Raw genomic sequence first — 25,779 nt, 5'->3', positions numbered from 1 at the left:
GCTCACGCGGATGCGCATGGCTCAGCCACTGACGCGGACAGCCGCGGCGCTTGCGATCGTCGCGACCTCGTGCGGCGCGGCCGTCGCCGAGGACGCACGCCCCGCCATCCGCACCAACCGCTGGCAGGAGGACTGGTCCGCCCTTGGCAATCCTGCGCTGCGCACGGCGCCGTTCGACCCGATCAAATACGTCCCGCTGCAGCCCGGCCGGCCCTCTAGCTACGTCTCGTTCGGCATGACCTTGCGCGAGCGGTTCGAGAGCCTGGATGCCGCAAGCTTCGGCATCGGCGGCGCCAAGCCCGACACTCACGTCCTCCATCGGCTGCAGCTCCATGTCGATGCGCATTTCGACGAGCACTGGCAGGCATTCGTGCAGCTCGAGGACGACCGCGCCTTTGGCAAGGCCAACATCACCCCGGTCGACCAGGACCCGCTCGATCTGCGGCTCGCCTTCCTGGCCTACGTCAATGCGACCGGGCAGGGCACCTTCAAGGCCCGTGTCGGCCGGCAGGATTTCGATTTCGACCTGCAGCGCTTCGTCTCGTCGCGCGACGGCCCCAATGTGCGCCAATCCTTCGATGCGCTGTGGGGCGATTGGGAGAGCGGGCCGTGGCGCTTCATCGGCTTCGTCAGCCGACCGGTGCAGTATAGTGTGGTGCATCCGTTCGACGACACGTCCAATGGAAAATTCCTGTTCCACACCTTCCGGGTCGAGCGCCAGGTGCTCGGCACCAACGAGCTGTCGTCGTATTACTCCTACTATCAGCGCGACGCTGCGCGCTTCCTCGACGCCGCCGGCCTCGAGCAGCGCCACGTGCTCGACATCCGCTTCGCCGGCAAGCTCAAAGGCTTCGACTGGGATCTCGAGGCGATGGGGCAGGCCGGCTCGGTGGGATCGAAGCAGATCCGGGCCTGGGGCGCCGGCGCGCGCGCCGGCTACACCTTCGCCGATGTCGCCTGGCAGCCGCGCATCGGCCTGCAACTCGACGGCGCCTCCGGCGACCGCCATCCCGGCGACGGCACGATCGAGACGTTCAATCCGCTGTTTCCCAACGGCTATTATTTCACGCTGGCCGGCTTCACCGGCTATACCAACCTGATCCACGTCAAGCCGTCGCTGACCCTGAAGCCCACGGACGCGCTGTCCTTCATGGCCGCCATCGGCCTGCAATGGCGTGCGACGACGGCGGATGCGATCTATGTCCAGCCCAATGTCGCGTTGGCCGCGACGGCGGGGCGGGGCAGTCGGTGGTCCGGCGCCTATGCACAGCTGCGCGCCGATTGCCGCTTCAACGCCAATCTCACCGGGGCGCTCGAGGCCGTGCACTATGAGATCGGCGATACGCTGCGCCGGGCCGGCGGACACGATTCGAACTACATCGGCATCGAGCTGAAATACGCGCTCTGACCAACGAAGGCAGGATCCCATGGCGACCACCGAACAGCGCATCGTGCCGCTCTTGCTCAGCGTCAATGCCGGCTATGTCGACACCGCCGGCTTCCTGGCCCTGCAGGGCCTGTTCACCGCGCATGTCACCGGCAACTTCGTGACCTTCGGCGCGGCGCTGGCGCTCGGCACCTCCGGCGCGATCGCCAAGCTGCTGGCGCTGCCGGTGTTCTGTGTCGTCGTGATCGCGACGCGGCTGACCGGCACCTTGCTGTCGCGCCGATGGTCGCGCGTCTTCGAGATCCTGATCACCGTCAAGCTGCTGCTGCTGATCCTGGGCGCCGCGCTCGCGATCCATTTCGGGCCGTTCCACAATGGCGACAGCCACGAGGCGATCCTCACCGGCATGGTCCTGGTCGCTGCGATGGCCATTCAGAATGCCGTGCACCGGATCCATTTGCCGACCGCGCCGCCCTCGACCCTGATGACTGGCACGACGACGCAGGTCATGATCGACATCGCCGACAAGATCTATGTCGGCGACAAGGGCCAGACTCCCCCGCCGGGGCGGCTGGTGCAGATGGCGATCAACGTGGCGGCCTTCGCGCTCGGCTGCGGCGCCGCAGCGCTGCTGTTCGTGCGGCTGGGCAGCTGGTGCTTCGTCATCCCGCCGATCGTGGCGGCGCTGACGCTCGTCGCGCGCATGGCTGGTCCGCAACCCGCGCGTTGAGGCTGTACTCGCGGCTCGGTCTTCGTGCCTACGGTTGGATGACGGAAATTTTAGCTGCCGCTCACGAAAAGTTATCGATCCCGAAGCGGGGGTTCGGGCTTGCCTGTTCAGATCCCTCGCCTATTTTAGAACGAAACAGTATCGTTCTTTTCGGAGCGCCGCATGGCCGTGCAGTCGTCGTCCACCACCGAGTCCACGCCCCCCGCCAGACCCGCCGAGCAGACCGTGCCGGCGCGCGAGCGCGCGCTGAAGCAATGGCGTGGCGACGCCGTGAAGGAGCTCCGCCGCGAGGCCGACCGGGAAACGCAAGAGCCGGATCAGAAAGCTCCCGCTCCCGAGGAACGCAGCGAGCAGGGCGAGAAGCCGCGCAGGGGACTGCTGCGGCGGCACCCCGTGGGCGCAGCGGTCGGTCTCGTCGTGCTGCTGGCGGCCGCCGCCGGCGGCTATGTCTATTTCGACGCCGCCAGCCATTTCGAGAGCACCGATGACGCCTTCATCGCAGCCCGCCAGTTCTCGATCGCGCCGAAGGTCTCCGGCTACATCACCTCCGTCCCGGTCACCGACAACCAGCACGTCAAGGCCGGCGACGTGATCGCGCGCATCGACGATCGCGACTACAAGACGGCGCTGGCGCAGGCCGAGGCGCAGGTGCGGTCGGCGGAGGCCGCGATCCACAACATCGACGCGCAGATTGCGGTTCAGCAGGCACAGATCACCGCGGGCCAGGCGCAGGTCGACCAGTCCCAGGCCGGGCTCACCTTCGCCCAGCAGCAGGCCGACCGCTACCAGCAGCTCGCGCGCACCGGATCCGGCACCGTGCAGAGCGAGCAGCAATACACCTCTCAGCTCCAGCAGGCGAAGGCCGCGTTGACCTCGTCGCAGGCCAATCTCCAGGTCGCGCAGCGCCAGCTGGAATCGCTCAAAGCCCAGCGCGAGAGTGCGGACGCCAATCTCGCCCAGGCGCAGGCGCAGCGCGACCAGGCGCAGCTCAATCTGTCCTACACGGTCGTGACCGCGGCGCAGCCCGGCCGCGTCGTCAATCTCAGCGCCGCCGACGGCCAGTTCGCCGCGCAAGGCACCGCGCTGTCGATGTTCGTGCCCGACGAGGTCTGGGTCACCGCCAATTTCAAGGAGACCCAGCTCGACCAGATGCGTCCCGGCCAGCCGGTGACCCTGGAGATCGACGCCTATCCGGAGCGCGAGATCCGCGGCCATGTCGCCAGCGTGCAGTCCGGCTCGGGTCCGGCGTTCTCGCTGCTGCCGCCGCAGAACGCGACCGGCAACTACGTCAAGATCGTGCAGCGCGTGCCCGTGAAGATCGACATGGACGATCCGCCGACGGATGTCGCGCTCGGCCCGGGCATGTCGGTGGTGCCGACGGTGCGCGTCGATCCCAAGCCGTCGCTCTATGAGCGGCTGAAAGCCATGCTGTGATGAGGCTGATGCCATGAGCGAGTCTGCTGCTCTCTCCGCGCCGCGCGCCGGCAGTCCGTGGATCATCGCGGTGCTGGTGGCGCTGGCGACCTTCATGGAGGTGCTCGACACCACCATCGCCAATGTCGCGCTGCCCTATATCGCGGGCGGCATGGGCGTGAGCCAGGACGAATCCTCCTGGGTGGTGACGACCTATCTGGTCTCCAACGCGATCATCCTGACGGCGTCGAGCTATCTGGCCAAGCGGTTCGGCCGCAAGGCTTTCTTCATCATGTGCCTCGGCCTGTTCACCACGAGCTCGGTGCTGTGCGGCTTTGCCTGGAATCTGCAGGTGCTGTTGATGTTCCGCATCCTACAGGGGCTCGGCGGCGGCGGCATGGTGCCGGTCGCGCAATCGATCCTCGCCGACTCCTTCCCACCGGAAAAGCGCGGCCAGGCCTTCGCGCTGTTCGGTGTCGCCGTCGTCGTCGCGCCGGTCGTGGGCCCGACGCTCGGCGGCTATCTCTCGGACAACGCCTCGTGGCACTGGTGCTTCCTGATCAACGGTCCCGTCGGAGTCGCCGCGATGCTGCTGATCTGGCTGATCCTCAAGGAGCCGGCAGAGGTGACGGAAGAGCGGCGGAAGCAGGCGCATGGCTTCGACGTGGTCGGATTCGTGCTGGTCGCGACCTTCCTCGGCGCGCTCGAGCTGATGCTCGACCGCGGCCTGGAGGACGACTGGTTCGACTCCCGCTTCATCGTGATCACCGCCGCGGTCTGCGCCACGGCCTTCGTCGCCATGATCCCGTGGGAGATGAACCAGAAGAACCCGACGGTCGACGTGCGCATGCTCGCCTCGCGGCAGTTCGGCGCCTGCTTCCTGGTGATGCTGGCGACCGGCGCGATCCTGCTCGGCACCACGCAGATGCTGCCGCAGATGGTGCAGCAGGATTTCGGCTACACCGCCACCTGGGCCGGTCTCGTGCTGTCGCCGGGCGGCCTGGTCACCATGGCCATGATGTTCGTGGTCGGCCGGCTCTCCGGCAAGGTACAGCCGAAATACATGATCATGACCGGCGCCGCGGTGGTGGCGTTCGCCATGTATGACCTGACGCGTGTCTACGCCAATGTCGACTTCTGGTTCTTCGCCGAGTCCCGCATGCTGATTGGCATCGGCCTGCCGCTGATCTTCCTGTCGATCACGACGGCGTCCTACAACGGCATTCCCCCTGAACGAACCGACCAGGCCTCGGCCCTGATCAACGCGGCCCGCAACACCGGCGGCTCCATCGGCGTGTCCTTGGCGGCCAACATCCTGGCGCATCGCGGCCAGTTCCACCAGAACCGGCTCGTCGAGAGCACCATCCCGTCGAACCCGGCCTATCAGGACACGCTGAACCAGGTTACCAACTACTTCGCCGCCCATGGCAGCTCGATGGTGCAGGCGAAGCAGCAGGCGCTCGCCTGGATCGGCCAGACCGTGCAGATGCAGTCGTCGCTGCTGGCCTATGTCGACGTGTATTGGGCGCTGATGCTGATCTCGCTGTCAGCCATCCCGCTGGCGCTGACCCTGCGCAAGGTCAAGCTCGGCGGCGGCCCGGCGATGGCGCATTAGGAAAAACTGCGTAGGGTGGGCAAAGGCGTTGCCGTACTCTTTCCTCAGCTTCCGATCGCAAAGGCGCCGTGCCCACCATCTGGCCGCTGTGCTCGCTGATAAACGGTGGGCACGCTGCCGCCTCCGGCGGCTGCTCTGCCCACCCTATGGATATTAGTCGTGCTAGTTGTGCTGGTAACTTGAGGCGCGCTGGTGCCCATGAATGCGCCCTCTCCCCTTGTGGGAGAGGGCATGTAGGACAGTGCAGCAAGCTCGGTCGGGTGAGGGGTATGCTTCTCCGAGCGCTACTCGCGGAGAGATAGCCCTCACCCAAGCGGGTGTGTTGATCGGCTGGCGATGCCCTCTCCCACAAGGGGAGAGGGCGCTGTATCGGGCAGCGCACTTGGTCGGCACCGTTAGTCCAAAGCGTTGCGCTTCGAGGTGGGCACGCTGCCACCTTCGGCGGCTGCTTTGCCCACCCTACGAGGCTGTGAATCTTTCGATGCCTGTTCTCGCTGACTATGATTCTCTAAGCGGAGCGGTTTGCTGGAGGTCATGATGGCTAAGGACGAGCTTTTCGATGGATTGCCGGAGCAGTCGGGTCCCAAAGCGCGGGAGCTTCCGAAGGGTGCGCCTCGTCTGCGGGTTCCGGAGCGCAACCAGGTCGAGCTGCGCGCGGTCGATATCGACAGCCTGATCGGGCAGGATCATCCGGCGCGGATGATCTGGACCTATGTCGAGACGCTCGACCTGAGCGAGTTGGAAGACCGAGTGAAGGCGCGGGAGAACAGGCCTGGTCATCCGGCACCGTCGCCACGCCTTTTGCTGGCGCTCTGGCTCTATGCCACCAGCGACGGCGTCGGCAGTGCTCGGGCGCTGGATCGCCTGTGCGAGAGCCATGATGCCTATCGCTGGCTGTGTGGCGGGGTATCGCTGAACTATCACACGCTGTCGGACTTCCGCGTCGGCTGTGCCGATGTGCTCGACCGCCTGATGAGCGAACATCTGGCGGCGTTGAGCGAGGCCGGGCTGGTCGATCTCGATACGCTGGCACAGGACGGGGTGCGGATCCGCGCCAATGCGGGGGCCAGCTCGTTCCGGCGCGAAGCGAGGCTGCAGCAGAAGCTGGCGGAAGCAACGGAGGTGGTGGAAGAGCTCAAGCGGGAAGTCGATGCAGATCCAGAAGCCAGCAACCGGCGCATCCGCGCGGCGCGTGAGCGCGCCGCACGCGAGCATAAACAGAAGGTCGAAGCGGCGCAGGCGGCGCTGGAGGAGATCAAGCGCAAGCGCCAGAAGCTCGAGGAAAAAGGCGGCAACGGCAAGAAGCCGAAGGAGCCTCGGGCCTCCACCACCGATCCGCAGGCGCGGCGGATGAAGATGGCCGATGCCGGCTTCCGTCCCGCCTACAACGTGCAGGTCGTCAGTGCTGCTGCCGCGATGATCGTGGTCGCAATCGACATCGACAACAACGGATCAGACGGCGGCCTGATGCGACCGATGCTGGAGCGGCTGCGCGACAAGCTGCAACGCCTGCCCAGGCGCTACCTCGTCGATGGCGGATACTGCCGTGGCGACGACATCGAATGGGCGCATGGCCAGAACATCGAGATCTACTGTCCGCCGCGCTCGCAAAAAAGCGGTGTTGATCCTTATCGGCCCCGAGATACCGATGGCCCTGGTGTGGCGGCCTGGCGAGCGCGCATGGCGAGCGAAGCCGGCAAGGCTCAGTATCAGCTCCGCTCGCTGTGCGAATGCATCCACGCCCGCTGGCGCAACTGGGACCTCCGGCAAGTGACGGTACGCGGCATCGACAAGGTTCGCGCCGTCGTGAGCTGGTACGCGTTCACCAACAACCTTCTGCAAGGATTGCACCTCATCGCCTGTCAAAAAGCAGCATCATAGCCGCCGATAGCGGCATCCGAGGGATCCTCCGGGACAATCCGCCGCACAGAGCCGCACACAACGGCTATCCCCGCGGCGACAGCCCCCTCGTCGCAAACTCAGCCCTGAACTCAAATTGGCTCACAAGCTCTACGAAGGGGCGATCACTCCGCCTCGTCCGCGATCCCATTGCGCAGCAGCCCGATCTTGTCGATCTCCACTTCCACGACGTCGCCCGGTTTCATCCACAGCGGGGGCGTGCGGCGGGAGCCGACGCCGCCGGGAGTGCCGGTGGCGATGACGTCGCCGGGCTCCAGACGGGTGAAGGAGGAGCAGTATTCGATCTGGCGCGGGATGTCGAAGATCATCTGGCTGATCGTCGCCTCCTGGACGACCTCGCCGTTGAGCCGCGTCTGCAGCTTCAGCGGGCCGAGATCATCGATCTCGTCTGATGTGACGAGCCACGGGCCGAACGCGCCGGTGTCGGGGAAGTTCTTGCCCGGGGTGAACTGATGCGTGTGGCGCTGGAAGTCGCGCACGCTGCCCTCGTTGTAGCAGGCATAGCCCGCGATGTGCTGGAACGCCTCGGCTCGCGGAATGTAGCGGCCGGGCTTGCCGATGACGATGGCGAGCTCGCCCTCGAAGTCGAGATCGGTCGAGACGCGCGGGCGGATGATGTTGGAGAGGTGCCCGGTCTGGCTGTTGGCGAAGCGGCCGAACACGGTGGGGTTCTCGACCTCCGAGCGGCCGGTCTCCTTGCGGTGGGTCTCGTAGTTCAGGCCGATGCAGAGGATCTTGTCGGGGTTCGGGATCACCGGAAGAAAGGTGATGGCCGAGAGCGGATGCCGCTTGGCGCCGGACGCCGCCACAGCGACGTCCTTCAAGGCGCCGGCGGCGATCGCCGACTTCAGGTCCGGGAAGCGGTCGCGCAAAAGCGCGCCGAGATCGGCGACCTCATCGCCTTCGACCAGTCCCCAGGACCTGACGTTGTTGATCGTGAAGCTCGTGAATTTCATGGGACGTCCTTTTGTCAGGTCGAGACCGCCGGTACGGCGGAGGGGGAAGCGGGTTCCTGCGCCGTTCTTGCAAAGCGCGCGATGGTGCGCTCCGGGAAGATCAGGGCGAAGGCGGAGAGCGCGCCGACGATGAGCACGCCGGCGGTGAAGGTCATGGCATGGGCGTAGCCGAGCGGGGCGTTGGGGCCGGCCTCGCCGACGATCCAGCCGGTGAGCGCGTTCGAGATCAGCGCCGACGCGGCGTTGCCCGAATAGATCACGACGATCAGACGGCCGCGCTGCACGGCCGGAGCGATCGCGCCGAGCGCCACGGGACCGAAGATCGTGGTGAGGCTGGGGGCGGCGAAGGCAATCGCAACGCAGGCGAGCTGCAGCGGGCCCGTGGTGACGATGCTGAGCAGCAGGGCGCAGCCGGCGGCGAGCAGCGCCAGCCCCGAGGCATGGCCGAGGCAGGCGCGCAGGCTGAAGCCACGGCGCTGCAGAACTTGCGTCAGCCAGGAGCCGCCGAGCAGCAAGGGTGACTGGAACAGATAGATGCCAGAGATGATCCATCCCACCTCGACCTGCTTGTAGCCGAGTCCGAGCTGCAGAAACGGCGGCAGCCAGGTCGCAGACATGCCGACGATCCAGTACGACGCGGTCGACATGATGATGACGCCGATCACCGTTGCATCGCCCCACAGCACGCGCGCGGGAAGCGCCTTGTCGCTCGCTACGGCTTGCGGCGCCTGCGCGGAGTAGGGACCTTCGCCGCCGACGAAGAACCAGCCGATCATCCAGGCGAGCCCGAGCAGGCCGCAGAACAGGAAGCCGGTGCGCCAGCCATAATTGACGATGACATAGGTCAGGATCGGACCGCCGGCCAGGAGGCCGACGCTGATGCCCTGCAGCACCACGGCGCTCGGCACGCTGCGCCTGTGCGCCGGGAACCAGTTGTAGCAGGCATGCAGCGCGGTCGGCAGGCCCGGGCCTTCGCCGGCGCCGAGGATGATGCGGCAGATCACCAGCACCGCGATCGAGCTGGAGAAGAAGATCGGCAGCTGCGTCGCCGACCAGATGCCAGCCATGATCAAGAGCAGCCATTTCACGGGAAAGCGGCCGACCACGAACATGCCGACGGCCATGCCCGACAGTGAGAACAAGAGGAAGAAGCTGCTGCCGATCAGGCCGAAATCCTTCGGGCTCAAGCCCAGCTCTTTCATCATCGGCACGGCGGACAGGCCGAACACCAGCTTGTCGAAGAAGTTCAAGGTCTGGAACAGGAACAGCATGATGAGGACGGCAATGGCGCGTCCTCCTGCCGATCCTGTCGTGGTGTCCGTCTGTGTCGTCATGGCGCTTCCCCGTTCAATGTTGTTTTGATTAGTTCAGTCGAGTTTTCAGCTCGCTCAGGACAGCTGCGAGCTCCGGTGCGTCCCTGGCGACGCCGTAGACGTAGTGGTCGGGCCGTACCAGCGCGGCGTGGCAGCCATGGCGCTCGAACCAGCGCGCGACCACGCCGCTTTCCTCCTTCAGGCCGCTGCCGCCGATGGTGATCGCCGTGATCTCGGAGGGCATGGCCGGAGCGCTCAGCGCGGAGCCGTCGAGCACGAGACGCCAGCCGCTGCCGGCGATGGTGTCGAGCAGCGCACGGCCGGCGTCGCTGATGATCCAGGGCTGCGGAAACAGCGTGCCGTTCACGGCATTCGCCTTCGTCGCCAGCAGTCCTGTGGTCAGCGGCGGCACGATCTCCTGCCGCGTGATGGTGCGTGGCGCGCCGCCGCCTTCGGCGAGAATGCGTTCATCGCGCGCCGCAGCAGCCGCCGGATCCTGCTCGCAGATGACGCGGCCGATCGCCTTGATGCGCGTCGTGAGCTCGCGCACATGGGTGCTGCGCTCGGCCTCGTAGCTGTCGAGCAGCGTGTCGTGCGACTCACCTCGAAGCACGCGGATCAGCTTCCACGAGAGATTGCCGGCGTCGCGCAGGCCCTGGCACATGCCCTGGCCGATGAAGGGCGGCTGCTGATGCGCGGCATCGCCGGCGAGCAGCACGCGGCCCTGCCGCCAGCGGCTCGCCACCAGTGCGTGGAAGCGATAGCTCGCCGCGCGCCATAGCTCGCCATCTGCAGGAGAGAGCCAGGGCGCGAGCAATTGCCAGACCTGCTCCGGCCGCTCCATCGCATGGCGGTCCTCGCCTGGACGCAGCATGATCTCGAAACGTCGATGGTTGCCGGGTCCGATGATGTAAGTGGTCGGCCGCGCCGGATTGCAGAACTGAGCCGCCGTTTTCGGCAGCTTGCCGGCGCCGCTGGCGTTGACGCTGATATCGACCACCAGCCAGGGCTCGTCGAAGTCGAGATCGTCGAAATGGATGCCGAGCTTCTGGCGCACGGTGCTGGAGGCGCCGTCACAGGCGATGACGTAGTCGGCGCTGACCTCGCGCGTGCTGCCGTCCTCCCGCTGCAGCACGACCGTTGCCGCATTCGCATTCTGCCGGATGTCGACCAACGTCGTGCCGAGCTCGACGGTCACCGAAGGACAGGCGGCGACGCGGTCGCGCATCACCTGCTCGACCGGCGGCTGGGTGAACACCATGCTCGGCGTGTAGCCGAGGGGATAGGGCTCGCCGACCATGTCGATGCGGCGGATCAATTGTCCCTGCGCGCCAAAGTGCTCGGAGGCGGGGAACGGCGCGACGTAGCGGCTGACCTCGCCGGCGATGCCGAGATTGTCGAACAGCCGCATGATCTCGTGGTCGAGCGCGATCGCGCGCGGCTTGTCGTATATGTCGACGGCGCGATCGATCGCGAGCGTCGCGACGTCCTCGCGGCCGAGCAGGCTGGCGACGGTGGCGCCGGTCGGACCCAAGCCGACGATGACGACCTGATAATGGTCTGCTGACATGAGAAAGCTCGTAGCTGAGAGGATCAGGCGGCGAAGCCGACCGCGAGCTGCGCGGCCTTGACGTGGTCGGCCTTGGGCGGCGCGATACCCCATTGATCGGTGCGGCCGGGCGGCCAGACCCAATGCTCCGGTCCGCGCACGACATAGTCGTCATCGACCTGCAGCACCTCGGCGGTGTATTCGATCACCGTGCCCTGGGGATCGATGAAATAGGCGAACACGTTGTCGCCCGGCCCGTGGCGACCGACGCCCCAGGCGATCGGATAGCCGGCGTCGATCATGCGGCCGGCGCCGCGCATCACACCTTCCCAGGTCGGCATCAGAAAGGCGACGTGGTTGAGGCTGTTCACCTTGGCGCTCGCGATGACCACGGCATGGTGGTCCGAATTGCAGCGCACGAAGGCCATCGCGGCCGATCGGTCGGTCAGCTTGAAGCCGAGCGCATTCGCGTAGAACGCGGCGGTGCGGTCGACGTCGGTGCTGTTGAGATTGACGTGAGCGAGGCGCTCCGGCAGCTCCGGCCGCGACGGCCTGGCCTCGTGCGCGACGTCGCCGTGGACGAAGCGCAGCACGCAGCCTTCCGGGCTTCGCAGGCTCATGATCACGCCCCCATCGGGCGCCGCGTTCGGCGCGGCGGCTGCGATCAGCGTCGCGCCCTCGTTGATGGCGTTGTGCGTGATGGCGTCGAAATCGCTCGCCGCGGCGAGACGGAACGTCACCGCCTTCAGCTCGGTGCGGTCGCTCCGGTGCAGGGCGACCACGTGATGGTCGCTTCCTGTGGCACGCAGGTAGACGACGCCGTCGGCTGTCGCGACCCGCTCCAGACCCCAGACGTCGCGATAAAACGCTTCGGACCGCCCGAGATCGGACGTGCCGAGGTCCACGCTGCGCAGGGCCGTGACCGGAAATCGGGTCATGGGCGAGTCCTCCGGCGCGATCCCGGAGGGGACGCGCGATGTTCTTGTGCGATGGCCGGCGAGCCGGCTCGTTCCTTTTATTACATAAAAAATCGGAATCAATCATAATTTATAAATTTCATGTTTAGAGGCTAAGCCCTATACATAGGCGACGATTCCGAGGGAGATCGAACGTGGACGCGGTGATCGAGGTCGACGGGCAGGGTCCGTCGACCCAGGCAAGCCATGTGTATGACCGGCTGCGCGAGGACCTGCTGTCCGGGCGGCTCGCGCCGTCGCGCAAGCTGCAGATGCGCTTCCTCACGGAGGCATATCAGACCGGCCAGACGCCGCTCCGCGAGGCGCTCAACCGCCTCACGGCCGATGGACTGGTGGAGGTGCGCGAGCAGCGCGGCTTCTACGTCAAGGACATCAGCCGTGCCGAACTCGCCGAGCTGACCAAGACGCGCTGCTGGGTCGAGGCGCTGGCGCTGCGCGAATCGATGAAGGCGGCGACGCCGCCATGGGAGGAGCAGCTGGTGCTGGCGCAGCATCGCCTCAGCCGCGCGCCGCGCTCGCTCAGCGCCACCACCTTCGAGGACAATCCGGAGTGGGAAAAGCTGCACCGCATCTATCACCGCGTCCTGATCGCGAACTGCGGCTCGCAATCGCTCGTAGCGTTTTGCGGCCAGCTCGCCGACCAGCTTTACCGTTACCGCCGGCTCTCGATCCGCAAGGCGTTCCCCTCACGCGCGGTCGGCGACGAGCACGCCGCGATCGTCAATGCTGTCCTGAACGCGGATGTCGAGGGCGCGGTCGCGCTGCTGACTGCGCACTACCAGCGCACGGCTGACGTCATCCTGCAGGACGAGACGATCTTTCCGGAGCTGAAGGCGAACGGCGGATAGGGCTGGGTCGCGACGCCTCTTGCATCCCCCATATCTTCAGAGATGCGCCGTCTCTCTCCCTTCATTCCGGGGCTCGCGCAGCGATAGCCCGGAATCCATAGCTCCGACTGGCCGCCGGGCCGACGCGTGTGCCGCACCCCATCTCGCACCTTATGGCCGCCTGTGGGTATGGATTCCGGGCTCGTTCGCGCTGCTTCAAAATGTCGGCGCCATTTGCGCGCGAACGCCAAGGAATGACGTGTGGAGAGAGTTGCGCCAAAGCGGGCGGGGCGGTGCGCGTGGCGACGACCAGTCAGTCACGTCGTCGCGGCGAGGAAGAAGTCGACGCGCTTCTCGACATGCGTCTGGGCCTCCTTCTTCAGCCCCCGCAAATCTTCGCCGAGCAGGATCCGCATCAGCATCGCGAAGACGACCAGGTCGAGGAACACTCGCGCCGTCTCCTCGATCCGGTCGGCGGCGAAGGCTCCCTTGCCGGCGAGGCCCTCCGCGCGGGCCAGCTCGGCGATGGCGTGGCCGACATTGACGGTGGCGCGCTTGCGCGCGCTGTCCTGGATCTCGAGCGTCAGCTCCGGAAAGCGCGGATTCTCGGCAATCGCAGTGCGCATCAGGCCGATGGTCTCGTCCACCATGGCGCGCTCGATCAAGGTCTGGCCAAGGCTGATCAGCCGGGCGCGAAAGCTGCGCCCCTGCGGCACCAGGTTCTCATATTGGGTGTTGCGGCCGGCATGGCGGGCGATCACGGCCGCGAACAGCGCCGCCTTGCTGGGAAAGCGCGCGTAGATCGTCGGCTTGCCGGCGCGCGCCGTCTGCGCGATCTCGTCGACGCTCGCGCCCTCGAAACCATGGGCCAGGAACACGGTCTTGGCGGCATCCAGGATGCGCTCCTCGACCTCGCCGGCGCGTTCGAGCGGGGGGCGCCCGACCTTGCCGCGCGCCGTCTTGGAAGCCGCCATCCGATCCGCCATCGCCCTATCGCGCTTTTGAAACCGTTTCGTTCTGTCCTGTGTCGCACAGGGGGCGCGAGAGTTCAATCAAGGCCGTCAGCGTCCTACCCGCGGAATATCAGCTTGCCTGCGGGGTCCTTCGACTTCAGACTGCGGAAAAAGGACGGGGGAAATCATGCATCGGATGTTGCGCCTTTCGCTGCTCGCCTGCGCTGCCCTGCTGTCGGCCGCACCTCTGGCGCACGCCGAGATGATCATGCTGAAGTCCGAGCTCAAGGCGGCGAACGAGGTGCCGCCCAATGCGAGCACCGCGTCTGGCGCGGCGGAAGCGAGCTTCGACACGTCCACCAAGACCCTGACCTGGAAGGTCACCTTCTCGGGCCTCAGCGGGCCGCCGATCGGGGCGCATTTTCATGGTCCGAGCGAGCCCGGCAAGACCGCCGGCATCGTGCTGCCGTTCAAGAGCCCGGAGCCGCCGATCACCGGTGCGGCCGCGCTCACCGATGCGCAGGCAGCCGATCTGCTGGCCGGCAAATGGTACGCCAACATCCACACCCAGGCCAATCCGGGCGGCGAGATCCGCGGACAGATGACCAGGCAATAGCGGCAGACCTCAGGCCGCCAACTCCGGCTTCGTGACTCGCGCGACTGTCGCGGAGGCGCGGCGCACGTCGAGGAACTGCTTGAAGCGGTCGAGCGACATCGGCGGCGCGACCAGATAGCCCTGGCCTTCCTCGACCCCGCAGGCGATCAGCGCATCGACCTGTTCCTGGCGCTCGATACCCTCGGCGATCACCGACATGTCGAGCTCGTGCGCCAGCGCAACCAGCATCTGCACCACCACCACGGCGGACTGATCGCGGGTGATCGCGTCGACGAAGAACTTGTCGATCTTCAGGATGCGCGCGCCGAGCCGCTGGATGGTCGAGAGGCCGCTATGGCCGATGCCGACATCGTCGAGCGCGATGCGGAAGCCGAGCTCGCTGAGCTCCTTGACCACGGTCATCGCCTTGTCGAGATCGGCGAGCGCCTCGCGCTCGGTCACCTCGAGCACGACCTGCCGGGTCGACACCGAGGACGTGGCAACCACCTTGCGCAACTCGTCGATGAAGCCGTCGCCGAGCAAATGCCGCGGCGTGATGTTGACTGACAGCTTGAAGAGCTTGTCCCGCCGCATCTCCTGCTGCAGCTCGCGGAGCGCGGTCTTCAGGAGCTGCCATGTCAACGTTTCGATGCGGCCGGAGCTCTCGGCGAGCGGGATGAAGCTCATCGGCTGGATCAGCCGGCCGTCCGGTTTTTCCCAGCGCGCCAGGATCTCGCAGCCGACGATGTCGCCGGTCTTCAGCCGGAAGGTCGGCTGCACATGGGGCTTGAACTCATTGCCGCCGAGGGCACGGTCGAGCTCGGCCACTGGATCCACCGGGCGGCTCAGATAGCTTGCCAGCAACAGGCCGAACAGCCCGCCGAGCAGGCCGGCGGCGAGCATCGTCAGGAGATAGGTCATGTCGCGGCGCGCGCTGAGGCTGCGCGGCGGCACATGGATCGCGGCCTGCAGCGGATAGCGCTCGGAGGCGGTCGTGAAGGCAACCGTCTGCGCCGGCGGCTTCGCGGACGCATCGGGATGATAGCCGGCGACCTGCTCGCCATCGGGCAGCGTGAGGGTGACGTAGCTCTCGCCGCGCAGGCCGACCGGCATCACGTCGAGCAGATTGCCGTCGATGCGCAGGATCGCCGCCAGCGACCGCCGCGCATCGATATCGCGCAGCACGCCGAAGGCGGAGCCGGTGAATTGCTCGACCCGGAACAGCCGCAGCTCGCCGTCGGTCGACTTGAACATCTCCTCCTGCCGCGCCCAGCCATTGTCGAATTCGAGCGTCTCCGGATAGGCCGCGCACAGCACCGAGCCGTTGCGATCGACGGTACGGATGTCCTTGATGATGGTCCCTTGATAGACGTTCAGCCGCAACGATTGCAGCGCGATGGCGCTGCAGTCCATCGGTCCCTTCGCCACCAGACGGTTGAGGATCTCGCCGGCCGAATCGATTGCGGCCTCGGAGCGGCGCAGCGCCACTGTGCTGAGATCGCCGAGCTGCCGCGCCGTCTGTCCGCCGATCAGCGCGGTCATGGCGAGATCGGCGCCGGTCAGGAACAACCCGACGCAGGCGGCCACCGCTCCGACACGAAGCATCTGTTTGCGCTGCAACGCCATCGTGCCGTGAACGTCCCCCGTATGGCCACGGAGCATCGTTCCGCCCAACCTTCAACTTTCCGTATATGCGCGGCGACGGGCGTTGCGTCGGCGTCGAGGCGCGGACGAACGCTCCGAAAGCTGGTTAAGGAAGGTTTAAGGCGGCGTTCAGGCTGCCTTGTCCGGCGCGCTGCCGGGGACGGCGCTGGCATCCGCACGCTCCGCCGAGAGCAGCATCAGCGCCGTCAGCGCCGAGAGGCTGAGGCTCGCCGACACGATCAGCACGCCGCGGCCCAGCGCATCGATCAGCAGCCCGAACACCAGCGGCGCGAAGGCCTGGCAGATCCGCGAGGGCGCACCGATCAGGCCGAGCCGATAGGCGTAGTTGGCGGGGCCGAAGATCGCGAGCGGCAGCGTGCCGCGCGCGATGGTCAGGATGCCGTTGCCGGAGCCGTGCAGCAGCGCGAACGCGGCGGCGGCGCCGCCGCCGAACAGGCCGATGGTCAGCGCGCCGATCGGATGGGTGATGCAGGCGAGGCGGGCCGAGGCGAGCGGATGGAAGCGGCTGAGGAAGCCCGCCTCGAACACCCGCGCAGCGACCTGCGCGGGGCCGATCATCATGCCGGCGAACAGCGCCTGCGCCGGCGTGGCGCCGAACGCCTGCATCAGCCGCGGCAGATGCACCGCCATCGCCGCGGTCACCGTCCAGGCCGCGGCCATTGCGAAGGCGATCAGCACCATTGGACGGTCGAGCGGGATGTTCGGCTTGCCCACGGGCATGTCGCCGGGCGCCATCGCTGTGGTCCGCGGCAGCGACAGGTTGAGCGGCAGGCCAATCACGAGATGCGCGACCGCCCAGGCGAAGCAGGTCTCGCGCCAGCCGATCGTCGCCAGACCCCAGGTGCTCAGCGGCCAGCCCACCGTCGAGGCGAAGCCGGCGAGCAATGTGATGCCGGTGATCGCGCCGCGCGCGTCCTTGCCATAGATGCGCCCGAGCGCGCCGAACGCGGCGTCGTAGAGCCCGAGCCCCATGCCGACTCCGAGCCACAGCCAGGCGATCGCCATCACCCAGAGCGAGTGCGACAGGCCGAGCAGCGTCAGTCCGATCGCCAGGACGAGGTTGGAGGCGCACAGCACCTGCCGGCCGCCGACCCGATCGATCTGCCGGCCGATGCGCGGGCCGAGCAGGCCGGAGATGATCAGCGAGGCGGAGAAGGCGGCGAAGAACCAGTTGTCCGACATGCCGAGATCCCTGGCGATCGGGTCGGCGAGGATCGCCGGCAGATAGTAGCTCGAGGCCCAGGCCAGTGTCTGGGCGGTGCCGAGAGCGATGACCACGCCCAGCCGTCGTGCCTGCATTCCGAAAAAACCTCTCGTTCGCGCCCGCGTCAGGCGCAGCCGCAGCCCGCGCGCCCGGCCGCCTTGGCTTTGGCGTCGTCGGCGCAGCAACTCTCTACCCCTGACGGAGCCGGCCCGCCACAGCAGCCGGACAGGGCAGGAATGCTCGCCAGCCCGCCGCGGGTGCATACGCCGGTCTCCGGCAGCGTCAGCTCGACGCGCGCGGCGGCCTTCTTGTCCCCGGCGATGTCGGCGGTGATCGAACGCACCTGCTCATAGCCGGTGATCATCAGGAAGGTCGGCGCGCGGCCGTAGCTCTTCATGCCGGCGAGGTAGAGTCCGGCCTCGTCGGCCTGCGCCAGCTCGCGCGCACCGTGCGGCCGCACCGTGCCGCAGGAGTGCTCGTTCGGATCGATCAGCGGCGCCAGCGCCACCGGCGCCTCGATCGCCGGGTCGAGCCGCAGCCGCAACTCCGACAGCAATGAGAGATCAGGGCGGAAGCCGGTGGCGACGATCAGCTCGTCGGCGTTGATGCGGCGATCGCCGCGCGCGGTGATCTTGAGCCGCCGGTCCTCATCCTCGATGCGCGCCACGGAGAATCCCGTCTCGACCTGGATGCGTCCCGAGCGCACCAAAGCGGCGAAGGCCATGCCGAGCTCACCGCGCGCGGCGAGCTGGTCGGCGCTGCCGCCGCCGAACGATTTCGCCGGATCGTTCGCCCGCAGCAGCCAGATCGCCTGGGTGCCCGGTTCGTCCGCAGCGAGGGCCGCGAGGTCGAGCAGGGTGCCGACCGCGGAATGACCGCCGCCGAGCACGGCGACAGCCCTGCCGGCATAGCGGCTGCGCTGCGCGTCTCGAACATCCGGCATGCCATAGGCGATGCGCGGCGCATGCTCGGCCTCGCCGAGCGCAGGCAGGCCGTTGCCGCCGGCGGGGTTGGGCGAGAACCAGGTGCCGGAGACGTCGATGACGGCATCGGCCAGCAGCGCCGCGTCGCCCTTGCCATTGCGCGTGCGAAGCTCGAACCGCGCGGCGGCGCGGCCCTTCGATTTGGCCTTGTCGAAGCCTGTCCGGCTGATCGCGGTGACGCGATGCGAGGTCCTGATGACGTCGCGCAAGGCCGTGCGCGTCGCCAGCGGCGCGAGATAGCTCTCGATCAGCTCGCGCCCGGTCGGATAGGTCTCCGGGTCAGGCGCATTCCATCCCGCCGCAGCGAGCAGCCGCGCCGAGGCAATATCGACGTTGTACTTCCACGGCGAGAACAGCTGCACATGCTGCCACTGCCGCACTGCGTACGCCGCCTCGGGGCCGGCCTCCAGCACGACCGGCCGCAAGCCCCGCTCCAGCGCATGCGCCGCTGCCGCCAGCCCGACCGGGCCGGCGCCGATGATCGCGACCGTCCTCGCTTCCATCATGTCACAACTCCTATACTTCTAGAATGATCGAAATATAAAACAAAACGCTTCAGGCTGCCGTGGTCGCAGCGCCGCAACCGCGTTCTTCGACGCAGCATTCGGCAACGAGAAAGCCGAGCAGGGTGCGCATCACGTCGTATTCCGCATGACAGACCAGGGTCGTGCCCTCGCGCTGCTGCGAGATCAGCCCGACCGCGACCAGCGTCTTGACGTGGTGCGACAGGGTGGAGGCGGGGATCTTCAGCCGCTCCTGCAGCTTGCCGACCGGCATCCCGGCATGCCCGGCGCGCACCAGCGCCCGGTAGATCTTCAGGCGCGTGGTATTCCCCAGGGCTTCGAGGCGGGCGGCAGCATCGTCGAGCTTCATGCCGATCAGGATGGTGCAGGCGTGGGCCGTGAGTCAAACGATATTTCTAGAATATTGGAAGTATCGAGATTGGACGGCGGTCGCACGCCGCAGCGCTCGTCCGCCCGACTCGCCGGCGCGCAAGCTTGACGTCGCCCTTATATATCGATAATTCTCGATATATGGAAAACGAACAAGCGGTTCTTGCCTTGGCGGCGCTGGCCCAGCCGACGCGGCTGCAGGCCTTCCGCACCCTGGTGCAGCATGAGCCCGAGGGCCTGCCGGCCGGCGAGCTCGCGCGCCTGCTCGAGGTGCCGCAGAACACGCTGTCGTCGCATCTTGCGGTGCTATCGCGTGCCGGGCTCGTCAGCTCCGAGAGACACAGCCGCTCGATCGTCTACCGCGCCGATCTCGCGGCGTTTCAGGAGGTCGCGCTGTTCCTGCTCAGGGATTGCTGCGGCGGCCGGCCGGAGGTCTGCGCGCCGCTGATCGAAAGTCTCACCCCGTGCTGTCCGCCCAAGCGCAAGGAGAAGAGCCGTGCCTGACCGCATCTACAATGTCCTGTTCCTCTGCACCGGCAACTCGGCGCGCTCGGTGCTCGCCGAGTCGATCCTGCGCAAGGACGGCGCCGGCCGCTTCCGCGCCTTCTCGGCCGGCAGCACGCCGAAGGGCGCGGTGCATCCGCTCGCGCTCGAACTGCTCCGGCGCATGGACTATCCGACCGCGGATCTGCGCTCGAAGAGCTGGACGGAGTTCGCGGTGGCCGGCGCGCCGGTGATGGATTTCGTCTTCACCGTTTGCGACAACGCGGCGGGCGAAGCCTGTCCGGTCTGGCCGGGACAGCCGATGACCGCGCATTGGGGCATCGAGGATCCCGCGGCCGCTGATGGCACCGAGCTGGAGAAGCTCGCGGCGTTCACCACCGCGTTCCGCTATCTGAAGAACCGCATCGGCGCCTTCATCAATCTGCCGCTCGATCGCATCGACAATCTGTCGCTCGGCACGCGGCTGCGCGAGATCGGGCGCTCCGAAGGTGCGACGCAGCCGACGCCAAAGGCCGGATGATGGCGACCTTCGATCTGCCGCGTCGCGTCGTCGCCGAGGCGCTCGGCACGGCCGTGCTCGTCGCCACCGTGGTCGGCTCCGGCATCATGGCGGAGCGCCTGACCAGCGACGTGGCGCTGCAGCTGTTGTGCAACACGCTGCCGACCGGCGCGATCCTGGTCGTGCTGATCACCGTGCTCGGCCCGGTGTCGGGGGCGCATTTCAATCCCGCGGTGACGCTCGTCTTCGCCGCGCAGCGCGCGCTATCGCCGCTGGAGGCGGCGGCCTATGTCGCCGCTCAGGTCGCCGGCGGAATCGCCGGCACCATGACGGCGCATCTGATGTTCGCGCTGCCGCTCGTGGCCGGCTCGCTCAAGGTGAGAACGGGCGGGGCGCAATGGTTCGCCGAGGCGGTGGCGAGCTTCGGGCTCGTCGCGGTGATCCTGGCAGGCTTGCGCTTTCAACGGGCCGCCGTACCCTGGCTGGTCGGCTTGTATATCACCGCAGCCTATTGGTTCACCGCCTCGACCTCGTTCGCCAATCCGGCGGTCGCGATCGCGCGGTCGCTGACCGATACGTTTTCCGGCATTCGCCCGCTCGATCTGCCCGGCTTCATCGTCGCCGAGCTGTGCGGCGCGGCCGCCGGCGCGTGGCTCATGGCGTGGCTGCTTGGTTCGAAAAGCCAAAGTCCTGGGCGGGTGGAGCTGTCGGCCTGACGGCTCGCGCGCTGTCGGCGTGCCTCAGTGCCGCGGCTCGTCCTGATCGTCGTCGTCGCCCTCGCGGTCGCGCTTGCTCGGCTCGTAGCCCAGCTCCCGCGCGGGCGCGACATGAGGCTGCGCCGCAAGCACAACGACCGCAGGTCGGCCACGTCCGGCGTCGGCCGGGGTCAGGGTGCCGCCGAGGGCCGTCAACAGGGCGGCGATGATCACGGTACTACGCAACGCTACTCTCCTCATCCGATATGGTCGTGGGCCATCCGTTGCAAACCGTGCCGCAGCTGCGCTGACGTCATGCTGTCACGGCGCGTCAGCGAATCGTCAGCCTGTCTCGGGCAGGGTGCGGCGCAGGTGTGAGTCTCACCCCTGCGGCGATCCGGCCACAATTCCGACATCGGACCTTCCAACTAGGACCAGCAGCACGTCCCCCAATCTGCACATGCTCCGCAGTCCGACCTCGGCGGGCACGGGCGCACCGGATGACAGGCTCGCTACGACAAACACGGCGCCACGCCCAGGACCATCATGCCGACGATCATGCATTTGCCTCAAATTGGACGGTTCATGCGCATCACGGCCCTGGCGATGCTGATCTCGACGGCGGCCTCCGCCGCGACGGATGCGCGCGAGGATGATCTCGAGCGCCGTGACGCGATGCGTCGCGCCGTGGAGGCGGGCGACGTGCTGCCGCTGTCGCAGATCCTGCCGCGACTGCGCGGCCGCATCGCGGGCGACGTGACAGGCATCGACATCGAGCGCCAGCGCGGCCGCTGGCGCTATGAGTTTCGGGTGATCGGCCGCGACGGCCGCATGCGCGAGGTCTATATCGACGCGCGCAGCGGCGAGATCGAGCGGGTCGAGGAAAAGTAGATGCGCGTGCTGCTGGTCGAGGATGATCCGCGCCTGTCGTCGGATCTGTCGCGGACGCTGCAGGCCGCCGGCTATCTGGTCGAGACCTCAGCCAATGGCGAGCAGGCCTGGTTTCTCGGCGACACCGAGGATTACGGCGCCGTCGTGCTCGATCTCGGCCTGCCCGGCATGGACGGCCTCTCGGTGCTGAAGCGCTGGCGCGGCGCCGGCCGGCACATGCCGGTGCTGATCCTGACCGCGCGCGCGAGCTGGGCCGAGCGGGTCGACGGCATCGATGCCGGCGCCGACGATTATCTGCCAAAGCCGTTCCGCAACGAGGAGCTGCTGGCGCGCCTGCGCGCCATCGTCAGGCGCTCCGCCGGCCACGCGGCGCCGGTGCTGTCATCGGGCGATCTCGCGCTCGACGAGCGCCAGATGAAGGTCAGCCTGTCCGGCGTGCCGGTGGCGCTGTCGCAGCTCGAATACCGCCTGATCGCCTATCTGTTGCGGCACAACGGCCGCGTGGTGCCGCAGCACGAGCTCGAGGAGAACGTCTACGGCCTTGGCCACGACCACGATTCCAACGCGCTGGAGGTGCTGATCCGCCGCGTCCGCAAGAAGCTCGGCGCCGACATCATCGAGACCCGCCGCGGCTTCGGCTACATGATTCCGGAGACCGCCGAATGAGGCTGGGCTCGCTGCGGCTGCGGCTGGTCGCGGCAGGCACCATCGCCATCCTCGTTGCGCTCGGTGTCGCCGGCGCCGGCATGGTGGTGCTGTTCAAGCGCCACGTCGCGCGCACGCTCGCCTCCGATCTCGATGTTCACCTGCGCCAGCTGCTCAACGGTCTGGAGGTCGACGCCGACGGACGCATCGCGGTGCCGCGGCCGCCCGCCGATCCACGCTTCACGGTGCCGCTGTCCGGCCTGTACTGGCAGATCTCGGACGATCACGGCCAGCTCCTGCGCTCGCGCTCGCTGTGGGACACGATCCTGCCGCTGCCGATCGACGAGCCCGGGCCGAGCGACGTGCATCAGCACGAGCTGATCGGCCCCGTCGGCGCGCGCGTTCTGGTCGCCGAGCGCGGCATCCTGATGAATCCGGACAGCCAGATCCGGGTGCGTGCTGCTGTCGCCTACGATCTCGATGGCGCGACCAGCGCGGTGCGCACCTTCGCCAAGGACCTGTCGATCGCGCTCGCCGTGCTCGCCATCATTCTCGCGGTCGGCACCTCCGTTCAGGTCAGTCTCGGCCTGCAGCCGCTGGCGGTGCTGCGGCGCGGCGTTGCCGAGATCCGCAGCGGCCAGCGTCGGCATCTTCCGATGCAAGTGCCGACCGAGGTCGCGCCGCTGGTCGAGGAGGTGAACGCGCTGCTCGATGCGCAGAGCCGCGAGATCCTGCGCTCGCGCAGCCGCGCCGCCGATCTCGCGCACGGCTTCAAGACGCCGCTCGCGGCGCTGATCGCGGACGCGGCGCGGCTGAAGCAGCTCGGTCAGCTCGAGCTCGCGCGCAATGTCGAGGACGTTGCCGAGGCGATGAGTCGTCAGGTCGACCGTGAGCTGGCGCTGGCGCGGCTGCGCGGCAAGCTGCGCGGCGAGCCGGCGGCGGCGACCGAACTGGGGCCGCTGGTCGAGGCGCTGCTCGGCACCCTGGCGCGCACCCCGGCGGCGGCACATGTCAGCTTCGAGGGGCAAGTGCCTGCTGGCCTGCGCGTGCCGATGGATCGCACCGATCTCGCCGAGGTACTCGGCAATTTGCTGGAGAATGCGGCGCGTCACGCCGCGAGCACGGTGCGCATCGTCGCGGGCGCGAGCCCGCTGGTCGTGACGGTGGAGGATGACGGTCCCGGCATCCCGGACGCGCAGATCGGCCGCGTGCTCGAGCGCGGCGGCCGTCTCGACGAGCAGGGGCCGGGCAGCGGCCTCGGCCTTGCCATCGTGCAGGACGTGCTCGAGGCCTATGGCTGGCGGCTGCAGATCGGTCGCGCCGAGCTCGGCGGCGCCCGGATCGCGATCGCGCCGGCCATGGTGCCGGCGCTGAGCGCGTCGCAGCGCGCGGTTTCGAAGGCGAGTTACTCGTCTTCCATTCTGACCGCAGGCTGAGGAAGCAGTGAGCACGAACGACATGACGTGCGCGGTCGTGGGATCATGAGGAGGACAGGTCGGGATCATAGCCCTGAAGCCGGTCGACCAGCCGGATGATGGCGCGTACCGCCATCATCGCGACCGTGAACATGCTGAGAAAGAGCAGGGCGATGCCGGGCAGGTCCCATGTCATGACGCGCGCGAAGACGCCGGTCTCGTAGTACCGAACGAGCTCGTCGATATTCATCGCCAGGATCGAGAGCAGCAGCGTGGTCAACAGGGCCACGACCGGCGCGAAGCGACGAAAGACGAACAGCGCGAGGCTGGGGGACAGGAGCGGGATCCCGACGAGCAGAACCAGCCACACCCCCGCGACGACGCCGTGATGGAAATCATCGGATGTCAGATAGCCGCGATGGAACGTGAGCACGATGCAGAGCAGGTTGGCGGCCGCCCCGAGCGCAGCGAACGCGGTGATCGATCTGCGACGCAGAGCCGACCAGAGGGCTTCGTCCATCATCTTCCATCCCCGGCTGCATGATCCATTCGAAGCCACAGCTGCGCGGTGGCCGGTGTCGCTCCCGGTCTGATCCTCGTCCGCGCCGGTGAATCGCGCCATGACACGTTCGTGCTACCGGCTGCGGGTCACTGGCCGGCGTGCCGCGCTTGATGATCCGCCGGCCAGTTCCATGTGGAAGGTGCCGCGATCAGAATCCTTTCGGATTCGAATGGCTCATGTCATAATCAGCCATGATGCGCGCGCTTCTCTTGCTTATCTCGATCACGCTATTGGCAACCGGCCCAGCTGCGGCCCAACGGTTCGCTGGCGGCGCTCCCGTGTGCCTTCAGGTCTGGGAGTGGGGTGGCTCCAGTTCGATCTCGTGCGAGTTCAGGTCGTTGGATGCGTGCCGGGCCGCGGCTGCGGGTCTGCCGGCGATGTGCCTGCCGAACCCCTACGGTGAGAGTCCCCTGGAACGAGTGGAACGTCATCGCCGTTTACCGCCCCGGTAGGCACCGTTCGCTGAGCAAAGAGGTTGGTGCGACATCGGTGTGTCGCATGGTGCCCGTCCCGCGTCTTAAGCGGCGTGGCACGCGCAGCCTGGCTCCGGCGCTTTGCCTACCCTGCGGCAGCCGAGCTCGTTCGCCGTCTCATTCCAGGGCGATGAAGCGTGCGACGTCGCCACGAGCATCTCGAGCCTCCCTGACATCGTGCGGATTGATTCCGGCTCGCGCTGACGTTCGCCCCAGGAATGGCCACGAGGCACGGGCAAATGATTCCGTAAAAAAATAAAATAGTTGCTATTTTTCAGAATTTATGGTTCTCTTGCGTCATCCCGTGCTCCTCGAGAGGGGCGTTTCGCGATCGTCACGGACCGTCGGGCGCGGGATGCGGTGGCCGCAGGCAGGCTGCAGCGCGGGGCGACCTGCGCGGACGAACGGCAGGCTTGCGGACGCGAAGACGCGTGGTCCTGGCGCCCCGAGGCTGGCGCCAAGCCGTCGGGTGACGATGATCCCTGCGGCGACGGTGGCTACAAGCCGGACACCGGGGAGAGCGCGGATATAAGCGTGAAAACCATCGCGCGGGGAATGCCGGGACGTCTCGGCTGCACCTGTGGTGACTGCCGCCTGCTTTTTTTCTGCAGGCGGGCCATGGGAGTGGCCAGCTCCCGGCATTCTCCGCGCCCTCTGCGTGATCGGAGGGCAACGTCGCTGACAGGACTCGGGCGGATCACGCTGCGAGAACGATCAAGCTCATCCCGATGGGGCATCACTTCGACCCGTCACACGCTTGCGGCAGCGCGGCCGTCCAGGGGAACCAAATTCCAGAGCCATGGTTAGCTCTGATGCAGGAGGAAGCCCCATGCGCCGTCCCAAGATTCAGCCGATCCGCAACAAGCTCGATCTGACCGATCGGGTCCAGGTGCGCATCGTCACGCGCAGGCTGCGCGTCACCCAGGCCGAGCTGACCGAGATCGTCGGCCGCATCGGCAACTCCATTGCCGCGATCTCCAAGGAGGTCCAGCTGCAACGATCGAGCAAGACGGCGCTGCCGGCCGACGTGCCGCCCGCGGAGGTGATCGCCTCCGTTACGGCGACCGAGACGGTCGTCGCTGATGCCGTCGCAACCACCGAAACACGTTAGTTCA

26 protein-coding genes are annotated in these 25,779 nt (G+C 67.2%); 15 read left to right on the top strand and 11 right to left on the bottom strand.

Annotated elements, in window-relative coordinates:
• Nucleotides 1-16 precede the first annotated feature (16 nt).
• From BRADO_RS23805 to BRADO_RS23785, 5 genes are all read left to right on the top strand, one after another.
• A complete protein-coding gene (locus BRADO_RS23805; RefSeq protein ID WP_371259344.1) occupies nucleotides 17-1,408 on the top strand; it encodes an alginate export family protein in 1,392 nt (463 codons plus the stop codon).
• A 19-nt stretch (nucleotides 1,409-1,427) separates the two neighbouring features.
• On the top strand, nucleotides 1,428-2,117 hold the full coding sequence (locus tag BRADO_RS23800; protein ID WP_012028754.1) for a YoaK family protein: 690 nt from the start codon (nucleotides 1,428-1,430) through the stop codon (nucleotides 2,115-2,117).
• 162 nt (nucleotides 2,118-2,279) lie between these two features.
• Nucleotides 2,280-3,551 (top strand): HlyD family secretion protein, encoded by a 1,272-nt coding sequence (locus tag BRADO_RS23795; RefSeq protein ID WP_012028753.1) that lies wholly within the window; start codon nucleotides 2,280-2,282, stop codon nucleotides 3,549-3,551.
• A gap of 13 nt (nucleotides 3,552-3,564) precedes the next feature.
• Nucleotides 3,565-5,145: a DHA2 family efflux MFS transporter permease subunit gene (locus tag BRADO_RS23790; protein ID WP_012028752.1), complete on the top strand. Its 1,581-nt coding sequence runs from the start codon at nucleotides 3,565-3,567 to the stop codon at nucleotides 5,143-5,145.
• A gap of 534 nt (nucleotides 5,146-5,679) precedes the next feature.
• Nucleotides 5,680-7,026, top strand: coding sequence for an IS1182-like element ISBrsp2 family transposase (locus BRADO_RS23785; RefSeq protein WP_012029481.1), 1,347 nt, complete (start codon nucleotides 5,680-5,682; stop codon nucleotides 7,024-7,026).
• A 143-nt stretch (nucleotides 7,027-7,169) separates the two neighbouring features.
• Here BRADO_RS23785 and BRADO_RS23780 read toward each other — a convergent pair whose 3' ends face one another.
• Genes BRADO_RS23780 through BRADO_RS23765 form a run of 4 tightly spaced genes read right to left on the bottom strand, consistent with a single transcriptional unit; the run spans nucleotide 7,170 to nucleotide 11,821 of the window.
• On the bottom strand, nucleotides 7,170-8,021 hold the full coding sequence (locus BRADO_RS23780; RefSeq protein WP_012028751.1) for a fumarylacetoacetate hydrolase family protein: 852 nt from the start codon (nucleotides 8,019-8,021) through the stop codon (nucleotides 7,170-7,172).
• A 14-nt stretch (nucleotides 8,022-8,035) separates the two neighbouring features.
• Nucleotides 8,036-9,355 carry an MFS transporter gene (locus BRADO_RS23775; RefSeq protein WP_012028750.1) on the bottom strand — a complete coding sequence of 440 codons (1,320 nt, stop codon included), beginning with the start codon at nucleotides 9,353-9,355 and terminating at the stop codon, nucleotides 8,036-8,038.
• A gap of 28 nt (nucleotides 9,356-9,383) precedes the next feature.
• Nucleotides 9,384-10,904, bottom strand: coding sequence for a bifunctional 3-(3-hydroxy-phenyl)propionate/3-hydroxycinnamic acid hydroxylase (locus BRADO_RS23770; protein WP_012028749.1), 1,521 nt, complete (start codon nucleotides 10,902-10,904; stop codon nucleotides 9,384-9,386).
• Nucleotides 10,905-10,927: 23 nt separating this feature from the next.
• The gene (locus BRADO_RS23765; RefSeq protein ID WP_012028748.1) at nucleotides 10,928-11,821 is read right to left on the bottom strand and encodes a VOC family protein; all 894 of its coding nucleotides are present in this window, start codon (nucleotides 11,819-11,821) and stop codon (nucleotides 10,928-10,930) included.
• A 173-nt stretch (nucleotides 11,822-11,994) separates the two neighbouring features.
• Between BRADO_RS23765 and BRADO_RS23760 the strand changes: the two genes are divergently transcribed.
• Nucleotides 11,995-12,708: a GntR family transcriptional regulator gene (locus tag BRADO_RS23760; protein WP_012028747.1), complete on the top strand. Its 714-nt coding sequence runs from the start codon at nucleotides 11,995-11,997 to the stop codon at nucleotides 12,706-12,708.
• A gap of 296 nt (nucleotides 12,709-13,004) precedes the next feature.
• Here the strand turns inward: BRADO_RS23760 and BRADO_RS23755 are convergent, their stop codons facing one another.
• A complete protein-coding gene (locus tag BRADO_RS23755) occupies nucleotides 13,005-13,661 on the bottom strand; it encodes a TetR/AcrR family transcriptional regulator (RefSeq protein WP_012028746.1) in 657 nt (218 codons plus the stop codon).
• A gap of 166 nt (nucleotides 13,662-13,827) precedes the next feature.
• Between BRADO_RS23755 and BRADO_RS23750 the strand changes: the two genes are divergently transcribed.
• Nucleotides 13,828-14,256, top strand: a complete 429-nt coding sequence (locus tag BRADO_RS23750) for a CHRD domain-containing protein (protein ID WP_012028745.1) — start codon at nucleotides 13,828-13,830, stop codon at nucleotides 14,254-14,256.
• A 9-nt stretch (nucleotides 14,257-14,265) separates the two neighbouring features.
• On the opposite strand, the gene BRADO_RS23745 is transcribed toward BRADO_RS23750, so the two are convergent.
• From BRADO_RS23745 to BRADO_RS23730, 4 genes are all read right to left on the bottom strand, one after another.
• Nucleotides 14,266-15,840 (bottom strand): EAL domain-containing protein, encoded by a 1,575-nt coding sequence (locus tag BRADO_RS23745; RefSeq protein ID WP_244422877.1) that lies wholly within the window; start codon nucleotides 15,838-15,840, stop codon nucleotides 14,266-14,268.
• Nucleotides 15,841-16,008: 168 nt separating this feature from the next.
• On the bottom strand, nucleotides 16,009-17,199 hold the full coding sequence (locus BRADO_RS23740; RefSeq protein ID WP_012028743.1) for an MFS transporter: 1,191 nt from the start codon (nucleotides 17,197-17,199) through the stop codon (nucleotides 16,009-16,011).
• Nucleotides 17,200-17,228: 29 nt separating this feature from the next.
• Nucleotides 17,229-18,593 (bottom strand): NAD(P)-binding domain-containing protein, encoded by a 1,365-nt coding sequence (locus BRADO_RS23735; RefSeq protein ID WP_012028742.1) that lies wholly within the window; start codon nucleotides 18,591-18,593, stop codon nucleotides 17,229-17,231.
• Nucleotides 18,594-18,642: 49 nt separating this feature from the next.
• On the bottom strand, nucleotides 18,643-18,960 hold the full coding sequence (locus BRADO_RS23730; RefSeq protein ID WP_012028741.1) for a helix-turn-helix transcriptional regulator: 318 nt from the start codon (nucleotides 18,958-18,960) through the stop codon (nucleotides 18,643-18,645).
• 161 nt (nucleotides 18,961-19,121) lie between these two features.
• Between BRADO_RS23730 and BRADO_RS23725 the strand changes: the two genes are divergently transcribed.
• Genes BRADO_RS23725 through BRADO_RS23715 form a run of 3 tightly spaced genes read left to right on the top strand, consistent with a single transcriptional unit; the run spans nucleotide 19,122 to nucleotide 20,699 of the window.
• Nucleotides 19,122-19,484: a helix-turn-helix transcriptional regulator gene (locus BRADO_RS23725; RefSeq protein WP_041756863.1), complete on the top strand. Its 363-nt coding sequence runs from the start codon at nucleotides 19,122-19,124 to the stop codon at nucleotides 19,482-19,484.
• Nucleotides 19,477-20,004: an arsenate reductase ArsC gene (locus BRADO_RS23720; protein WP_012028739.1), complete on the top strand. Its 528-nt coding sequence runs from the start codon at nucleotides 19,477-19,479 to the stop codon at nucleotides 20,002-20,004. Before BRADO_RS23725 ends, BRADO_RS23720 begins: the two co-directional genes overlap by 8 nt.
• On the top strand, nucleotides 20,004-20,699 hold the full coding sequence (locus BRADO_RS23715; protein WP_041756861.1) for an MIP/aquaporin family protein: 696 nt from the start codon (nucleotides 20,004-20,006) through the stop codon (nucleotides 20,697-20,699). Before BRADO_RS23720 ends, BRADO_RS23715 begins: the two co-directional genes overlap by 1 nt.
• 24 nt (nucleotides 20,700-20,723) lie before the next feature.
• On the opposite strand, the gene BRADO_RS23710 is transcribed toward BRADO_RS23715, so the two are convergent.
• Complete coding sequence (locus tag BRADO_RS23710; protein ID WP_041756859.1) at nucleotides 20,724-20,924, bottom strand: hypothetical protein; 201 nt, start codon at nucleotides 20,922-20,924, stop codon at nucleotides 20,724-20,726.
• A 339-nt stretch (nucleotides 20,925-21,263) separates the two neighbouring features.
• On the opposite strand from BRADO_RS23710, the gene BRADO_RS23705 reads away from it, so the two are divergent.
• From BRADO_RS23705 to BRADO_RS23695, 3 genes are read left to right on the top strand one after another with little or no spacing between them, the layout of a single operon-like run.
• Nucleotides 21,264-21,569, top strand: a complete 306-nt coding sequence (locus tag BRADO_RS23705) for a PepSY domain-containing protein (RefSeq protein WP_012028735.1) — start codon at nucleotides 21,264-21,266, stop codon at nucleotides 21,567-21,569.
• Nucleotides 21,570-22,235 (top strand): response regulator transcription factor, encoded by a 666-nt coding sequence (locus BRADO_RS23700; RefSeq protein WP_012028734.1) that lies wholly within the window; start codon nucleotides 21,570-21,572, stop codon nucleotides 22,233-22,235. It begins immediately after the preceding gene.
• A complete protein-coding gene (locus tag BRADO_RS23695; RefSeq protein WP_012028733.1) occupies nucleotides 22,232-23,650 on the top strand; it encodes a sensor histidine kinase in 1,419 nt (472 codons plus the stop codon). The genes BRADO_RS23700 and BRADO_RS23695 overlap by 4 nt, the downstream gene beginning before the upstream one ends.
• Before the next feature lie 43 nt (nucleotides 23,651-23,693).
• Here the strand turns inward: BRADO_RS23695 and BRADO_RS23690 are convergent, their stop codons facing one another.
• Nucleotides 23,694-24,152, bottom strand: coding sequence for a hypothetical protein (locus tag BRADO_RS23690; RefSeq protein ID WP_041756857.1), 459 nt, complete (start codon nucleotides 24,150-24,152; stop codon nucleotides 23,694-23,696).
• Nucleotides 24,153-24,382: 230 nt separating this feature from the next.
• Here BRADO_RS23690 and BRADO_RS34270 point away from each other — a divergent pair, with 230 nt between their 5' ends.
• Nucleotides 24,383-24,643 carry a DUF3551 domain-containing protein gene (locus tag BRADO_RS34270; RefSeq protein WP_371259343.1) on the top strand — a complete coding sequence of 87 codons (261 nt, stop codon included), beginning with the start codon at nucleotides 24,383-24,385 and terminating at the stop codon, nucleotides 24,641-24,643.
• Between the two features lie 850 nt (nucleotides 24,644-25,493).
• A complete protein-coding gene (locus BRADO_RS23685; RefSeq protein WP_012028730.1) occupies nucleotides 25,494-25,775 on the top strand; it encodes a DUF3606 domain-containing protein in 282 nt (93 codons plus the stop codon).
• Nucleotides 25,776-25,779: the final 4 nt, after the last annotated feature.

It is taken from the genome of Bradyrhizobium sp. ORS 278 (assembly GCF_000026145.1).
GTDB lineage: Bacteria > Pseudomonadota > Alphaproteobacteria > Rhizobiales > Xanthobacteraceae > Bradyrhizobium.
This window is presented reverse-complemented; position numbering and strand designations above follow the sequence as displayed.

What these genes read in the sequence shown, in the direction of transcription:
- BRADO_RS23685 (WP_012028730.1), top strand. Translation starts at nt 25,494, where the DNA reads ATGCGCCGTCCCAAGATTCAGCCGATCCGCAACAAGCTCGATCTGACC.
- BRADO_RS23775 (WP_012028750.1), bottom strand. Translation starts at nt 9,355, where the DNA reads ATGACGACACAGACGGACACCACGACAGGATCGGCAGGAGGACGCGCC.
- BRADO_RS23790 (WP_012028752.1), top strand. Translation starts at nt 3,565, where the DNA reads ATGAGCGAGTCTGCTGCTCTCTCCGCGCCGCGCGCCGGCAGTCCGTGG.
- BRADO_RS23800 (WP_012028754.1), top strand. Translation starts at nt 1,428, where the DNA reads ATGGCGACCACCGAACAGCGCATCGTGCCGCTCTTGCTCAGCGTCAAT.
- BRADO_RS23755 (WP_012028746.1), bottom strand. Translation starts at nt 13,661, where the DNA reads ATGGCGGCTTCCAAGACGGCGCGCGGCAAGGTCGGGCGCCCCCCGCTC.
- BRADO_RS23690 (WP_041756857.1), bottom strand. Translation starts at nt 24,152, where the DNA reads ATGATGGACGAAGCCCTCTGGTCGGCTCTGCGTCGCAGATCGATCACC.
- BRADO_RS23750 (WP_012028745.1), top strand. Translation starts at nt 13,828, where the DNA reads ATGCATCGGATGTTGCGCCTTTCGCTGCTCGCCTGCGCTGCCCTGCTG.
- BRADO_RS23695 (WP_012028733.1), top strand. Translation starts at nt 22,232, where the DNA reads ATGAGGCTGGGCTCGCTGCGGCTGCGGCTGGTCGCGGCAGGCACCATC.
- BRADO_RS23805 (WP_371259344.1), top strand. Translation starts at nt 17, where the DNA reads ATGGCTCAGCCACTGACGCGGACAGCCGCGGCGCTTGCGATCGTCGCG.
- BRADO_RS23735 (WP_012028742.1), bottom strand. Translation starts at nt 18,593, where the DNA reads ATGATGGAAGCGAGGACGGTCGCGATCATCGGCGCCGGCCCGGTCGGG.
- BRADO_RS23785 (WP_012029481.1), top strand. Translation starts at nt 5,680, where the DNA reads ATGATGGCTAAGGACGAGCTTTTCGATGGATTGCCGGAGCAGTCGGGT.
- BRADO_RS23725 (WP_041756863.1), top strand. Translation starts at nt 19,122, where the DNA reads ATGGAAAACGAACAAGCGGTTCTTGCCTTGGCGGCGCTGGCCCAGCCG.
- BRADO_RS23780 (WP_012028751.1), bottom strand. Translation starts at nt 8,021, where the DNA reads ATGAAATTCACGAGCTTCACGATCAACAACGTCAGGTCCTGGGGACTG.
- BRADO_RS23700 (WP_012028734.1), top strand. Translation starts at nt 21,570, where the DNA reads ATGCGCGTGCTGCTGGTCGAGGATGATCCGCGCCTGTCGTCGGATCTG.
- BRADO_RS23715 (WP_041756861.1), top strand. Translation starts at nt 20,004, where the DNA reads ATGGCGACCTTCGATCTGCCGCGTCGCGTCGTCGCCGAGGCGCTCGGC.
- BRADO_RS23770 (WP_012028749.1), bottom strand. Translation starts at nt 10,904, where the DNA reads ATGTCAGCAGACCATTATCAGGTCGTCATCGTCGGCTTGGGTCCGACC.
- BRADO_RS23795 (WP_012028753.1), top strand. Translation starts at nt 2,280, where the DNA reads ATGGCCGTGCAGTCGTCGTCCACCACCGAGTCCACGCCCCCCGCCAGA.
- BRADO_RS23730 (WP_012028741.1), bottom strand. Translation starts at nt 18,960, where the DNA reads ATGAAGCTCGACGATGCTGCCGCCCGCCTCGAAGCCCTGGGGAATACC.
- BRADO_RS23765 (WP_012028748.1), bottom strand. Translation starts at nt 11,821, where the DNA reads ATGACCCGATTTCCGGTCACGGCCCTGCGCAGCGTGGACCTCGGCACG.
- BRADO_RS23705 (WP_012028735.1), top strand. Translation starts at nt 21,264, where the DNA reads ATGCGCATCACGGCCCTGGCGATGCTGATCTCGACGGCGGCCTCCGCC.
- BRADO_RS34270 (WP_371259343.1), top strand. Translation starts at nt 24,383, where the DNA reads ATGATGCGCGCGCTTCTCTTGCTTATCTCGATCACGCTATTGGCAACC.
- BRADO_RS23745 (WP_244422877.1), bottom strand. Translation starts at nt 15,840, where the DNA reads ATGCTTCGTGTCGGAGCGGTGGCCGCCTGCGTCGGGTTGTTCCTGACC.
- BRADO_RS23740 (WP_012028743.1), bottom strand. Translation starts at nt 17,199, where the DNA reads ATGCAGGCACGACGGCTGGGCGTGGTCATCGCTCTCGGCACCGCCCAG.